We start from the raw sequence: 13,493 nt of genomic DNA on the forward strand, positions 1-13,493 counted from the left end.
AGCAGGTGAAATAAATGAATTTCAAACACTTTCTTAAGGATAAGATACCTTTTGCAGTGGTTTATTTTTTAGCTACTGCTGCAGTTATAGTTGTAATGTATCTTACTTTAATTATAAACAAAATTGAACTTATAAATAATAACATAATTTATGCCTGGTTAATTTCAATAATCTTTTTCATATTATTTTTGATATATGATTATTTAAAAAATAGAGATTTTTATAATCAACTTAACATAATGTTAAATTCAAAAGAAGACTTAGATAACATACTTAACATAGGAAGTTGCAGTACTCATGAGCAGGAAATATTTAAAAAGCTCCTACTTAAAACTTATAAAATATGCAGTGAAAGAACTATAAAATATGAAGAAACACACAAAGAATATATAAATTTTATAAATAAATGGGTACATCAAATGAAAACTCCTGTATCTGTTATAAACCTTATACTTCAAGATGAAATAAATGAAGATAATAGAGCTGTATTTGACAGTATATTAGAAGAAAATGAAAAGTTATCTCATGGTCTTGATATGATGCTTTGTAATGCAAGAGTTAATGAATTTAACTTAGATTTTAATGTAGAAAGCTTAAACATTATATCTATTGTTAGAAATGTTTTAAATGACAATAAGAAATCTCTCATAAGGAGCCATGTATTTCCTAAAATAACAGCTGATGAAGCTATAACAGTGGAAACAGATAAAAAATGGATTTATTTCGTAATAAATCAAATAGTTATAAATGCTATAAAATATTCAAAGCTGAAAATTCAGGACAACAAGTATATTATCTTTAAAATCAAAGATGAAAATTCAAAAATTATCTTATCCATAAGTGATGAAGGAATAGGTATACCAAAAGAGGATTTAAATAGAGTATTTAATGCTTTTTTTACAGGTAAAAACGGAAGAAAAAGCGATGAATCTACGGGCATGGGAATGTATCTTGCAAAGAAAATATGTGATAAACTTGGTCATGAAATTCTTTTAGAATCAAAAGAAGGCAAAGGTTCCACCTTTTCTATTGTATTTTTCAAGGGTAAAAACTTGTTTAAATTTTAATCTTTCAATATTGTAAGATTAAAATTGTATTTGAAAGAGAAATCGATACATTGATTTCTCTAATTTTTTTATAATATATACATAAAGTTCAATATATTTCTTATCTAAAAGAATGATAATATTATGGACATCAGCCATGAAATTAATAGATGAAAGGAATGATAATATGTCAGTATTAAAAGCTGAAAATATAAGTAAAATTTATGGTGATAAAAAAGGAAGCTTACAGGTAAAAGCCCTTGATAAATTTAATATTAGCATAGATGAAGGAGAATTTGTTGGAGTCATGGGGCCTTCGGGAAGTGGAAAGAGTACCCTTTTAAATATTCTTGCAACAATAGATACTCCAACTTCAGGGGAGCTTTTCATAAACGGAGTTAATCCAGAAAAACTTGATGAAAAAAAATCTGCACTATTTAGGAGAAAGGAACTTGGATTCATATTTCAAGACTTCAATTTACTAGATTCCCTATCAATAAAGGAAAATATAATACTTCCACTAGTACTGAACAAAACTAATACTCATGAAATAGAAAAAAAAGTAGGTGATATTGCTTCACTTTTAAATATAAAAAAGATTTTAGATAAAAGACCTTATGAAACTTCAGGTGGTCAGCAGCAAAGAGCCGCTTGTGCAAGAGCGCTAATTCACAATCCATCTATAATACTTGCAGATGAACCCACTGGAAATCTTGATTCTAAAGCTTCTCAAGATGTTATGGAATCTTTGACTAATTTAAATAATGAAAGAAAAGCAACTATAATGATGGTTACTCATGACCCTTTTGCAGCTAGCTTTTGTAAAAGAATAATAATGATTAAAGATGGAAGATTCTTTTTAGAAATTGTAAAAGGAGGTAATCGTCAAGCTTTCTTCAAGGAAATCATGGATTCACTTACTTTAATAGGAGGTAACTATAATGACATTGCATAATATCGCTGTTAAAAATATAAAGGGAAATTTAAATAAATTTATAATGTACTATTTAAGTAATACCTTTGTAGTTATAGTATTTTTCATATTTGCAAATTTTCTTTTAAGTCCTAAGGCTTCCAGTTTAAAAAACATGGGGCAAGCTGGCGCAATTATGACAGAAACAGTTTATCTTTGTGAGTTTGTAATACTCATATTCTCAGTTGTATTTACTAACTATTCTATATCAAGCTTTTTAAAATCCAGAGAAAAAGAATTTGGACTTTTATCAATGTTTGGACTGACAAAAAGCCAAGTAAGAAATTATGTTATGTTTGAAAACTTCATTGTTTCTTTATTTTCTATAAGCACAGGAATTATCTTTGGTATTCTTTTTTCTAAACTATTTTTTATGTCAATTTCAGCTATTTTAATTTTAAATGCTGAAATTCCCCTTACCATATCAATTAAAGCTGTAATATTAACTTCAGTGTGTTTTTTAGTATTGTTTCAAATAACCTGTTTAAAAGCAAGTTATAAGATAAAGAGCAACAATATAATAGAGCTTTTAAAAGGCTCACGGGTTGCAAAACCAGTACCTAAATTTTCCAGTAAAAAATCAATTTTATCCATAATATTAATTGGCTCTGGATACATTTTAGCAGTTTTTTCAGGTCAAGCTATTGTACTCACTATGTTCCCTATTTTAATTGTAGTAGTAACCGGAACCTATATGCTATACTCTCAATTCAGCATATATATTACAAGTAAGCTTAAAAATAATAATAAAATCTTTTATAAAGGCATCAATATGATAACATTATCTCAAATAATATATAAACTTAGTGACAATACAAAAATACTATTTGCTGTTTCAATACTTTCAGCTGTAACTTTGACAGCTTCTGCAAGTGTATACTCATTTCAAAAAACTGTACAAAAACAAACTGTAATAGACTACCCACAAGACATAAGCTTTATTGAAAATGGATTGAATACACACAATGTAATATCTCCTAAAGAAGTAGAAAAAGTTTTTAAATCCTATGGAAATAAAATAGAATATAAAAATAAAATTATTCTTATAAAAGCAACTAACAATGATTTATCTTCAAATGAACATTTAAATTTTAAAGAACTGATAAATAAAAAAGATTTCTATATTATGTCCAACACTGATTATAATACTTTAACAAGTGAGCAAAATAAACCATCTATTAAATTAAATAATGGTGAAGTAATTGTTCACTATCATAATGTAATTGCAACTAAGGATAAGGAATTATTTGCTGATAAAAATTATTTAAAATTAAATACCCAAAACACTTCCATAAACTTAAAGCTTAAAAATGAAATAAATGGTGGAATAATTAATGAAGATAGTAAGAACTCCAATACTGCAGTAGTAAGTGATGATGATTTTAACAAGCTTAAAGCTGATATTAAGGATGATAATCTTCAAGTGTATTATGGTTATACTATAAAAAATGGATTTAAAGCAGTAAACTCAGTATCAAACATAAAGAGCGAAATTCCAAAGGAAATGAAAAGCAGTTTTTCTGAAAGAGTATTAAGCTTTTCTAAAATGATGGAAGTTATGTCCACATTTTTCTTCATAGGAACCTTTATTTCAGTGTTGTTTTTCATAGCAACTTGCAGCATAATATATTTCAAGCTATTTAATGAAATTCAAAATGATAAACATGAATTTACAGCTCTTAAAAAAATGGGAATGTCTGTAGATGAAATAAAGAAAATAGTAAGTACTCAATGCTTTATAATGTTCTTTCTCCCTTTTGCAGTATCCTTTATTCATACTACTTTTGCAATAAAGGTCTTAAGCAATATATTACAAACAAGCCTTAGTCTTTATTTAATGATTATAGTAGGAATTTATTTTCTACTTCAGACAATTTACTTTTGCTTTTCAAGATCAATGTATGTAAGACAAATAAATAGCTGGCAGTAGTAATTAATCATTTAAAACCTTTTCAACTTTAAATTTAGTATTTGACAATTTATATCTTATTTATATATGATAGAATTATTTGTACAAGATTCTATTATGTAATATGTCAATATAAATTATTAAAAAGTTGGAAGGTTAATTTATGGAAATAAACACAGTAATAACTCAAATAATATCTTTATTTTTAGTTGCCTTAGTAGGTTTCTATGGCGGAAAGAAAAACATTATAGATGAAAATTTTTCAAATGGTTTATCCAAACTATTAGTAGAAATAACAACTCCTTTTCTTGTTATTTCATCTTTTAGTATATCCTATGGACCTGATGTTGCAAACAATGTTATAAAAGCTTTTATCTACAGCTTTGCAATATTTATACTAACTCCACTGTTAGTAAAACCCTTACTTATAAAAATTGATAAAAGTAAAAGAAATGTTCTTGAGTTTGCAATGATCTTTTCAAATTGCGGCTTTATGGGATTTCCCGTAGCTCAAAGCGTTTTTGGAAACGAAGGAGTAGTATATGCTGCCATTTTTAATATGATATTCAATATTTTTGTATGGACTTATGGAGTAATGTTATTTAATAATAAAAGTGACATTAAAGGCTTGAAAGAATCACTTAAAAATCCTGGGGTGGTTTCTTCAGTAATAGGACTTTTAATTATGATATTTTCAATAAAAATACCTCCTATACTGTTAAATACTACAAAAATGGTTGGAGGACTTACAACACCAATATCCATGCTCATAATAGGAAGTTTATTATCTAGAAGTGAACTTAAAAAAATTATTAAAGATAAGAGTATGTATTATGGTTCAATGATAAAACTTATACTATTACCATTAATATTATACTGGATATCCCTATTATTTAAAGAAAACTCCATGGTTTTAAAAACCTTCATATTGATGCAAGCTATGCCTGCAGGTGCATTAACCACAATTTTTGCGGAAAACTTCAACAAAAATAAAGAGTACTCTGCTTTTATAGTATCATTTTCATCACTTTTATCTGTAGTTACCATACCTTTAGTAATTAAGTTTTTTCTGTAATACTTTTGATAATATTTAACTCAACTTTCACAGTTTAAAAACTATGCTGCGCAACTTTTTAGGCGTTAAAGAATATGTTAAATACAATTTCAATTTATTAGAATTACCTATAACATCATAATTAAATGTGTACACATAAAGTTACTAGTTTGGATTTTAACTTTTATGTAGTGATATATGATAAGTGTGCCAACACATAAACTAAATTGTTTTAATATTATTCTTAGCTCGAAGTTTTTGAAAGTCTTAGAACTTTAGTCCTGTCTGAGGGAACCGAGTTTGACAAAGTTCTTAGGCTTTCAAAAATTTCGAGCTTTATTTTAAAATTGGAAACTCCTCTTCGTTTCCTCAGAGGAGTAAGCGATTCGCACAAAATCATAGATTTTGGCTCTCTGCTTAAAACATTTAGCCGTGCTGACACACTTATCATATATCACAGAATAAAAGTTAAAATTCAAACTTCCACTGCATTCTTGTGTCACATTATGCTTACATTAACTCAAACTTCATTTCTTTCCATGGCATATACTAGATGAAGAACAATTACTGCAACCACAGCCACAGCTGCTTTCTCCATTTTTAGCTTTCTTAACTTGTCTTACTATTACAAAGGCTACAAAACCAAATATAATACCAGACATTATAACTGTTGCTACCATAAATTTCACATCCCTTATATTTTATTTAAACCACTTTATTTTGTATAACTCAACTCTGCTTTAACTTCTTTTTCTCTATAATTTTTTCCTGTAGATATAGCAATTCCAATTACTATAACCGTAAGCAGCACTGAAGCTGCTGCTCCAATTAAGCTTCCTTTACCTATTATGAAGCTGCCAACTTGATTTATAATAAGGGCAACTAAATAAGCTGTAAAAGTTTGAAATCCCAAAGTAATCCATGTCCACCTCCAAGAACCCATTTCACGTCTTATTGCACCTATTGATGCAAAGCAAGGTGCGCAAAGCATATTGAAAGCTACGAAAGCAAATCCACTTGCAGCAGTAAACATTGCCGCTGTTTGAGTAATTAAAGCTGGAGTATCCTCAGCTGCATCCTTTATATTGAATAATACACCAAGAGTTCCAACTAAATTTTCTTTTGCTACCAAACCAGTAACTGTTGCAACAGCTGATTGCCAATTGCCAAATCCAATAGGTTTAAATATTGGAGCTATAACGTTACCTATACTTGCTAAAATACTGTTTTCAGCATCTACTGGAGCTAGTGACCAATTAAAGGACTGTAAGAACCATACTAAAATGCAAGAAACCAAAATTATTGTACTTGCCTTAACTAAGAACGCTTTTACCCTGTCCCACATATGCATTAGTACACCTTTTGCAGCAGGAATATGATATTGAGGAAGTTCCATAACAAAAGGTGATGGTTCTCCAGCAAATAACTTAGTTTTCTTTAATATAATTGAAGAAATTATAATCATTATTATTCCTAAAAAATATGCTGTTGGTGCTACCCAAGAAGCTCCACTAAAAAGTGCTCCTGCAATTAATGCAATAACTGGCAATTTAGCACTGCAAGGTATAAATGTAGTTACCATAATAGTTATCTTTCTATCTCTATCATTTTCCATAGTACGAGTTGCCATTATACCAGGAACACCACAACCTGAACTGATTAACATTGGTATAAAAGATTTGCCTGAAAGACCAAATTTACGGAAGACTCTATCCATTATAAATGCTACACGGGCCATATATCCGCAATCCTCAAGTATAGCCAAGAATAGGAATAAAAGCATTATCTGTGGTATAAATCCAATTACTGTTCCTACACCACTAATTATACCTTCTTTCACTAATCCTTGTAGCCAATCAGCAACATTGGCACTAGCCATTAAGTTTGAAGCACTATTTGTAATTATATCTCCAAAAAGAGTGTCATTTATCCAGTCAGTTCCTATTGTGCCAACTTTTATTGCTATGTAATATACTATGTACATGGTAGCAACAAAAATAGGAAGTGCTAAGAAGCGATTTGTAACAATTTTATCTATTTTATCTGATGTTGTTTCATTCCCTTTTCTATTTTTTCTAATAGATTTTGAAGCAACATCTCCTATAAAGGCATATCTATCCCCTGTAACAATACTTTCACTATCATCATCCAGTTCAGCTTCATATTTTTGTATTATAGTTTCTATTTCATCTAAAATACTTTTTGAGATATTTAACTTTTTAATTATGTTTTCATCACGTTCAAAAAGTTTAATGGCAAGCCATGAAGTTTCAATTCCATCATGTGGAATACTTTTTGTAATAATTTTTTCTATTTCCTGAAAAGCACTTTTAGCTTCCTTGGAGAAATTTAATTCAAAATCTGGTTTATTCTTACTCTTTGCAATTTCAATTGCTTTTTTCGCAGCTGCCGAAACACCAGTTCCTTTAAGGGCAGATGTTTCAACAACTGGACATCCAAGAGTTTTTGATAACTTATCTATATCAATTTTATCTCCATTTTTTTCTACCACATCCATCATGTTAAGTGCTATAACTGTTGGAATACCAAGTTCTAAAATTTGAGTTGTTAAGTATAAATTTCTTTCAATATTTGATGCGTCCACTATATTAATTACTGCATCTGGTTTATCGTTTATCATAAAATTACGTGTTACCACTTCTTCTAAAGTATATGGTGATAAAGAATAAATACCTGGTAAATCTACAATTTCTACATCTTTATTTCCTTTCAATTTACCTCCTTTTTTTTCAACTGTTACTCCAGGCCAGTTACCAACATACTGTGATGAACCTGTAAGTTCATTAAACATAGTTGTCTTTCCGCAGTTTGGATTACCAGCAAGTCCTATTTTGATTGTCATTTCTACTCCTCCTTATTACTCTACAAGAATCATTTCTGCATCGGCTTTACGAATGGATAATTCATATCCACGAATGGTTAATTCTATAGGATCTCCAAGTGGAGCTACTTTACGCACATAAATTTCAGACCCCTTTGTAATTCCCATATCCATGATACGTCTGCGAACAGCACCTGCTCCATCAATTTTTTTGACTTTAACAGTTTGTCCACATTTTATTTCTTTTAGTGTGCTCATTAAAACGTCCTCCTTCGCCTATACTATTATTCTACTTGCCATTCCTTTATCCAAGGCAACCCTACTATCCTTAACATTTATTATCAAGTTTCCTCCAATTTCTGAAATAATTTTAACACTTTCTCCAACTACAAAGCCTAAACTATTTAGAAATCTCTTTGTCTCATCATTTCCACTTATCTTTCTAATATTCATTGCACTTCCTTTATTTGCTAATATCAATGGCATAAATTATTACCTCCTCGCACAATCCTACTTTACATATTTAAATTTTAAAAAATTCACTAGTTATAATTTAATTTTTAATAACTTCGTTGGCTTAATTCCTTGCATCATTGATCTCATAATTGTATATTTTATTTCATCATATTTATTGAAAATAGATTTAGCTTTTTCAATATCATGATATACTTTCCAATATCCTACCATTTTACATTCAGCATTAGGACAATCAATAAAAGCTGTTACATCTTCTACCGGATATCCTAAAAAAATTCCAATCTCATGAGGACACATATGTTCAAATCTTTTACTTAGAAGAGTTAAGCACTGCTCAACACTCATATTTTCATCATATCCAAATCTTTTTAAGAACTCTATATTCTTAGCTTTTCTTACATTAAGCCCAACTTTTTCTTTATTAAAAAACAACACTATTGTACTTTCTTCATTCTTTTTCAATTCAAAGTAATCAATATCCAATCTTTCTTTAACTTCATTTTTATATCTTTCCCATATGCTGTTTAAATTTCTATTATTCTTACCAAAAGTAATTAAAGAAGATGCTTTATGCTTTTTTATAGTTGGTCCTGCACTGAACATTATTACCGAAAATAAATACTCCAAATCATCATAATTATTTGTAATGATAAAAAATTTTTTCAACTCTTCTTTACTCATAAAACATCCTCCATTACTTTATGTTTAATATATTTCTTAAACCTTTGCTAAAAGTTTACCTAGATCCTTGCATTTTTCAATTCCTTCTTCATCTGGTTCATTATTAACTATAAGTCCATCTTCTATAACTCTTGCTCCATAGGATTCCATCCTTTCTTGCCAGTCAGTCATCCATTCACCATTACCCCATCCATATGAACCAAATAATGCAGTATCCTTACCTTCAATTGCATCTGAAATTGATTCAATAAATGGTTCCATCTCCGATTCTTCAAGCTGTTCTGACCCCATAGATGGGCATCCAAGAGCTACTGCATCTGCTTTTAAAACATCATCTACCTTTGCTTCTTGTACACTAATTAATTTCACATTTGCACCTTCTGACTTTACACCCTCCATAACACCTGTTGCCATATTCTCCGTATTCCCTGTACCACTCCAATAAATAATTACTACATTTTTCAAATTAATCTCCTCCTCGTAAAAAAAGTATAAATAAGTACTTATGTACTTGATGATTTATATATTATTTTAAAATTAATTGCTTAGTTTCATTATCATCCATCTCTTCCTTTATTAGAATTTCTATTTAATATAATTTCACTTTTACATTTCTCACATATTACTGACAGCAGGATACTTGCACTATTAATCATACTTCCTCGTTCTTGCTTGATATTTTTTATTAACTTCCTAAAATTTTCTTCTAACTTCTCTTTTTTTATATCTACTATTTTGTTACACTTTATGCATTTTGCATGTATGTCAATCTCTCCTAGAGTTTGCAATTCATAATAGCTTGTGTTAGCTGTATTAATTCTTTTTATTGCCCCAACAGTTTCCAATATCATGAGATTTCTATATACTGTACTAAGTCCTATTTTCTTATGCTTTACCTTTTTATATATTTCATCAGCATTCATATGTACATTATTTTCATATATTGCCTTTATAATTTCGCATCTTTGTTTTGTGATTTTATATCCATTATCTGCTAATTTTTCACTTATGTAACTTACATCAGTAGTTCCTTTTTTCATACACATCACTACTTTCCAAAATTAAAACTTTAAATATAAAAAATCTCTTTTGCTATTCATATTGTATGGAATCTATTGATTTAATCTAAGCTTAAACCTATTAAATGATACAGATAATCATTCTCAATAGTCTTTTAAAAAAATAAATATATAAACAGTATTATTTATATATTTTAATTAATGGCGAATGTAATTATCGTACCAATCAATATAAATACATTATTTTTATAAATATTCTTTTCTATTTACATTTTAATCAAAATATATTACACTTCAGTATTTAAGTTAATTATCTATCTTTTTAAATATCCATTTTGTTTCAAATATTTAAGTTCCATCTCTATAACTGAAACATCTGTTTTGAAAAATTCAGCCATTTCTTTTAAAGAATAATTGTTATGATTTTTTAGTAAGTTTAAAAGTCCAATAATCATAAAGTTCACCCTCTTTCTTTCTATAAAATTACTCTATTATTTTGAAATTCAACTTACATAATGACTAATCAAAATTATTATCTTTAATCGTTTCTCTATTGATAATGATAATCAAATTCAATTATTTTGTCAATACCTAATTACAAATTATATTTTATTTATAATTGCATTAGACATAGATATATAAAAATATAAATCATCTTAATTATACTTATGCACATTTATTGATGATTTTCATAGTATGTTATTGGGTAAACACTTAAGTCTACATAGAAAATCAAACTAAAAATTGATTTTCTATAAAATAACTAAGGGGTGAATAAAATGAGTAACTCTCATTCACATTGTAAATCAAATTCTCTTTGTAAAGAATTTGCAAAAATACTTGGAGCAGAAATTATAACTTCTAACAAACGCGTTTGTGCCGTAGCTTTTACCAGAAATATACGTGCACGAATACTTGGTAGAAGAACTCGTTCTCCATTAGCACTATCTGCATTATTTTCCTTCGACATTAGATCTATGGATGAAAGTGGTAATGCACTTAATTTAGGTGAAACAGTTATTCTTGAAAATGAAATTAATGATTTTATTACTGCACTTAGAAAAGAGGGTATATTAGTTACTGCACTTCATAATCATTGGTTATTTGATAGACCAAGACTTATGTATATTCATTTTGAATCTATTGATAAACCTTTAGATTTTGCAAAAAAAGTAGCTAGAGCTCTTCGTGTTTTAAGCGTTTCCCAGGGACAATCTTAAATTATTTTTGTCATATAGTATTAGCAGCAAAAATTAAATTTTTTGCTGCTAATTGATTATATTTTTTTAAATCTATTCTTTGAGTATTCTATAAAGCTATTTTCACCTTCCATCATTTTTACCATTTCTAAATCAAATATCCAATTATAATCTTTATTATTAGTTATAATTTTCCATACTCTTTCTATTCCATTAGTATAATTAATACTTTTTAGTATCAAAGTATATAAAACTATTACTTTCAACTTTAAATGACACCATAACATACAATATTTACACTTTTTTGCAATAGTAGTATAATGAAACTGTATAAATCGTTTTCTCCATCTTGATTAGTTTGTAAATTTAAAAATGATTTGGAGGGATGTATATGTTAACCACTACAAGCCAAGTGGAGATATTTAATAGTTTTTAAAAAATATGAATTCTATAAATTCAGATAGCTAATGTTTATTAAAGCAACAAACCTAATTTAAAAAACAAAAATTACAATATACATAAATATTTACTTAATGGAGGAATTGCAATGGGATTTTTAGGAAACATAAAAGTTAGAACCAAGCTATTTACATCTTTTTTTATTATGTCCATATTAATTGCCATAGTTGGCGCTATTGGTATAACATCATTAAAAACAATAAATACAAATTCAGAAGAAATGTATAACAATAGATTACAAAGTACTTATATGTTAACAGATATGAGACAAAATTTAACAGAAATTAAAAGTGATTTGTTACAGCTTACTTATGTAAAAGATACTACTAAAAAAACTGACTTAGAAAAAGATATTAAACAGAACAATGACGAAAATGATGAATATATAAAAGCTTATGAAAAATTATCTATGAACGATACAGAAAAGCAAGTATGGTCACCATTTAAAACTCATTTGGGACTATATACAACCTCAGTAAAAAATGTTGTAAAACTTATTGATGCTGGAAACTTTGATGAAGCATTAAAGCAATCTCAATTATTACCTTCTGTAGAAAATTCAATGATTGAAGATATTGATAAGTTAATAAACGCAAATCTTGATGGTGCTAAAACCTTCAATACAGCCAATCACTTAATATATGTAAATTCAAACAAGATTATGACAACATTAGCAATAGCCGGCTTGCTAATTGCAATTGCATTTGGATTTATTATATCAAAAGATATAAACATTCCTTTAATGAAAACACTATCTTTAGCACAAAATTTATCTAATTTTGATTTAACACATAATTATTCAATTACAAGAAAAGATGAATTTGGAGAAACAGGAGGAGCACTTCAAAAAGCTCAAGAAAATATTAGAGAACTTGTAAGCTTAATAATTGAAAATTCACAGGACCTGAGTGCATCAAGTGAAGAGCTTTCTGCTACAGTGGAAGAATTATCTGCAAAAACTCAAGAAATAGATAGCTCAGTAAAAAATATAACCAATAGTGTTCAAGAATCTAGTGCATCATCTGAAGAAATAGCTGCATCTATAGAAGAAGTAGATTCCAGTATTAATGAACTATCTATAAAAGCTGCAGACGGAAGTAACAATGCAAATCAATCTAAAAAAAGAGCTACTACAGTTGAGGAAAATGGGAAAAATGCTATAACGAAAGTTAGAAACTTATATGAGGAAAAAGAGAAAAATATGATAATGGCAATTGAAGCTGGTAAAGTTGTAGATAATATAAGGGTTATGGCAGATACCATTGCAAGTATATCTGAGCAAACCAATTTACTTGCACTTAATGCAGCCATTGAAGCTGCTAGAGCTGGGGAACAAGGAAAAGGCTTTGCTGTAGTTGCAGACGAAGTAAGAGATCTTGCAGAACAATCTTCTCAAGCCGTAGCAGGTATACAAGATACCATTTTAAAAGTTCAAGACGCTTTTAAAAATATATCTGAAAATGGTAATGAAATACTAAAATTCATAAATGAAAGTGTTGATCCTCAATTTGAGGATTTTGAAAAAATGGGAAATCAATATTATAAGGATTCAGAAGTTGTAACAGAAATGTGCGAAGGTATAGCATCCATGTCAGAAGAGCTTACAGCAACAATTGGTCAAGTAAATAATGCAGTACAGAGTATGTCGGGAACTGCACAGAAATCATCAGAAAATACAGAAACAATAAAGACAAGTATAGATGAAACAACAAAAGCAATAAAACAAGTTGCCTTAACTGCACAAAGTCAAGCAGAACTTGCACAAAAGCTTAATGAGATGGTACATAAATTTAAACTATAATTTTAAGCAATTTAAATAAGCACTAGTGAAAAT

The 13,493-nt window shown here is 28.6% G+C and carries 15 protein-coding genes; 6 read left to right on the forward strand and 9 right to left on the reverse strand.

What is annotated here, in order from left to right; all coding sequences use genetic code 11:
- Positions 1-14: 14 nt before the first annotated feature.
- From Ccar_RS09515 to Ccar_RS09530, 4 genes are all read left to right on the forward strand, one after another.
- Positions 15-1,067 carry a sensor histidine kinase gene (locus Ccar_RS09515; RefSeq protein WP_007063797.1) on the forward strand — a complete coding sequence of 351 codons (1,053 nt, stop codon included), beginning with the start codon at positions 15-17 and terminating at the stop codon, positions 1,065-1,067.
- 166 nt (positions 1,068-1,233) lie between these two features.
- Positions 1,234-2,001, forward strand: coding sequence for an ABC transporter ATP-binding protein (locus Ccar_RS09520; RefSeq protein WP_034826008.1), 768 nt, complete (start codon positions 1,234-1,236; stop codon positions 1,999-2,001).
- Positions 1,988-3,949, forward strand: coding sequence for an FtsX-like permease family protein (locus Ccar_RS09525; RefSeq protein ID WP_007063795.1), 1,962 nt, complete (start codon positions 1,988-1,990; stop codon positions 3,947-3,949). The genes Ccar_RS09520 and Ccar_RS09525 overlap by 14 nt, the downstream gene beginning before the upstream one ends.
- Positions 3,950-4,091: 142 nt before the next feature.
- Positions 4,092-5,003 carry an AEC family transporter gene (locus Ccar_RS09530; RefSeq protein ID WP_007063794.1) on the forward strand — a complete coding sequence of 304 codons (912 nt, stop codon included), beginning with the start codon at positions 4,092-4,094 and terminating at the stop codon, positions 5,001-5,003.
- Positions 5,004-5,509: 506 nt separating this feature from the next.
- On the opposite strand, the gene Ccar_RS26320 is transcribed toward Ccar_RS09530, so the two are convergent.
- The 8 genes from Ccar_RS26320 to Ccar_RS27015 all read right to left on the reverse strand — a co-directional run bounded on the left by Ccar_RS26320 (position 5,510) and on the right by Ccar_RS27015 (position 10,456).
- On the reverse strand, positions 5,510-5,662 hold the full coding sequence (locus Ccar_RS26320) for a FeoB-associated Cys-rich membrane protein (protein WP_007064311.1): 153 nt from the start codon (positions 5,660-5,662) through the stop codon (positions 5,510-5,512).
- Between the two features lie 35 nt (positions 5,663-5,697).
- Complete coding sequence (gene feoB, locus Ccar_RS09535) at positions 5,698-7,845, reverse strand: ferrous iron transport protein B (RefSeq protein WP_048030044.1); 2,148 nt, start codon at positions 7,843-7,845, stop codon at positions 5,698-5,700.
- A 15-nt stretch (positions 7,846-7,860) separates the two neighbouring features.
- Positions 7,861-8,082 carry a FeoA family protein gene (locus Ccar_RS09540; protein WP_007059754.1) on the reverse strand — a complete coding sequence of 74 codons (222 nt, stop codon included), beginning with the start codon at positions 8,080-8,082 and terminating at the stop codon, positions 7,861-7,863.
- Between the two features lie 18 nt (positions 8,083-8,100).
- Positions 8,101-8,310, reverse strand: a complete 210-nt coding sequence (locus Ccar_RS09545; protein WP_007059753.1) for a FeoA family protein — start codon at positions 8,308-8,310, stop codon at positions 8,101-8,103.
- Positions 8,311-8,370: 60 nt separating this feature from the next.
- Positions 8,371-8,982: a DUF3793 family protein gene (locus Ccar_RS09550; protein WP_007059752.1), complete on the reverse strand. Its 612-nt coding sequence runs from the start codon at positions 8,980-8,982 to the stop codon at positions 8,371-8,373.
- Between the two features lie 36 nt (positions 8,983-9,018).
- The gene (locus Ccar_RS09555) at positions 9,019-9,447 is read right to left on the reverse strand and encodes a flavodoxin (RefSeq protein WP_007059751.1); all 429 of its coding nucleotides are present in this window, start codon (positions 9,445-9,447) and stop codon (positions 9,019-9,021) included.
- 92 nt (positions 9,448-9,539) lie between these two features.
- Complete coding sequence (locus Ccar_RS09560) at positions 9,540-10,022, reverse strand: Fur family transcriptional regulator (protein ID WP_157132465.1); 483 nt, start codon at positions 10,020-10,022, stop codon at positions 9,540-9,542.
- Positions 10,023-10,315: 293 nt separating this feature from the next.
- Positions 10,316-10,456 (reverse strand): hypothetical protein, encoded by a 141-nt coding sequence (locus Ccar_RS27015; protein WP_007059749.1) that lies wholly within the window; start codon positions 10,454-10,456, stop codon positions 10,316-10,318.
- A 324-nt stretch (positions 10,457-10,780) separates the two neighbouring features.
- Between Ccar_RS27015 and Ccar_RS09565 the strand changes: the two genes are divergently transcribed.
- Positions 10,781-11,221, forward strand: coding sequence for a DUF1259 domain-containing protein (locus Ccar_RS09565; protein WP_007059748.1), 441 nt, complete (start codon positions 10,781-10,783; stop codon positions 11,219-11,221).
- A gap of 56 nt (positions 11,222-11,277) precedes the next feature.
- Here the strand turns inward: Ccar_RS09565 and Ccar_RS09570 are convergent, their stop codons facing one another.
- On the reverse strand, positions 11,278-11,466 hold the full coding sequence (locus Ccar_RS09570) for a hypothetical protein (protein ID WP_007064622.1): 189 nt from the start codon (positions 11,464-11,466) through the stop codon (positions 11,278-11,280).
- Between the two features lie 281 nt (positions 11,467-11,747).
- Here Ccar_RS09570 and Ccar_RS09575 point away from each other — a divergent pair, with 281 nt between their 5' ends.
- Positions 11,748-13,460 carry a methyl-accepting chemotaxis protein gene (locus Ccar_RS09575; protein ID WP_007059746.1) on the forward strand — a complete coding sequence of 571 codons (1,713 nt, stop codon included), beginning with the start codon at positions 11,748-11,750 and terminating at the stop codon, positions 13,458-13,460.
- Positions 13,461-13,493 lie beyond the last annotated feature (33 nt).

Origin of the sequence: Clostridium carboxidivorans P7 (assembly GCF_001038625.1) — a bacterium.
Classification (GTDB): Bacteria; Bacillota; Clostridia; order Clostridiales; family Clostridiaceae; genus Clostridium_AM; species Clostridium_AM carboxidivorans.

What these genes read in the sequence shown, in the direction of transcription:
- Ccar_RS09515 (WP_007063797.1), top strand. Translation starts at nt 15, where the DNA reads ATGAATTTCAAACACTTTCTTAAGGATAAGATACCTTTTGCAGTGGTT.
- Ccar_RS09520 (WP_034826008.1), top strand. Translation starts at nt 1,234, where the DNA reads ATGTCAGTATTAAAAGCTGAAAATATAAGTAAAATTTATGGTGATAAA.
- Ccar_RS09525 (WP_007063795.1), top strand. Translation starts at nt 1,988, where the DNA reads ATGACATTGCATAATATCGCTGTTAAAAATATAAAGGGAAATTTAAAT.
- Ccar_RS09530 (WP_007063794.1), top strand. Translation starts at nt 4,092, where the DNA reads ATGGAAATAAACACAGTAATAACTCAAATAATATCTTTATTTTTAGTT.
- Ccar_RS26320 (WP_007064311.1), bottom strand. Translation starts at nt 5,662, where the DNA reads ATGGTAGCAACAGTTATAATGTCTGGTATTATATTTGGTTTTGTAGCC.
- feoB (WP_048030044.1), bottom strand. Translation starts at nt 7,845, where the DNA reads ATGACAATCAAAATAGGACTTGCTGGTAATCCAAACTGCGGAAAGACA.
- Ccar_RS09540 (WP_007059754.1), bottom strand. Translation starts at nt 8,082, where the DNA reads ATGAGCACACTAAAAGAAATAAAATGTGGACAAACTGTTAAAGTCAAA.
- Ccar_RS09545 (WP_007059753.1), bottom strand. Translation starts at nt 8,310, where the DNA reads ATGCCATTGATATTAGCAAATAAAGGAAGTGCAATGAATATTAGAAAG.
- Ccar_RS09550 (WP_007059752.1), bottom strand. Translation starts at nt 8,982, where the DNA reads ATGAGTAAAGAAGAGTTGAAAAAATTTTTTATCATTACAAATAATTAT.
- Ccar_RS09560 (WP_157132465.1), bottom strand. Translation starts at nt 10,022, where the DNA reads ATGAAAAAAGGAACTACTGATGTAAGTTACATAAGTGAAAAATTAGCA.
- Ccar_RS27015 (WP_007059749.1), bottom strand. Translation starts at nt 10,456, where the DNA reads ATGATTATTGGACTTTTAAACTTACTAAAAAATCATAACAATTATTCT.
- Ccar_RS09565 (WP_007059748.1), top strand. Translation starts at nt 10,781, where the DNA reads ATGAGTAACTCTCATTCACATTGTAAATCAAATTCTCTTTGTAAAGAA.
- Ccar_RS09575 (WP_007059746.1), top strand. Translation starts at nt 11,748, where the DNA reads ATGGGATTTTTAGGAAACATAAAAGTTAGAACCAAGCTATTTACATCT.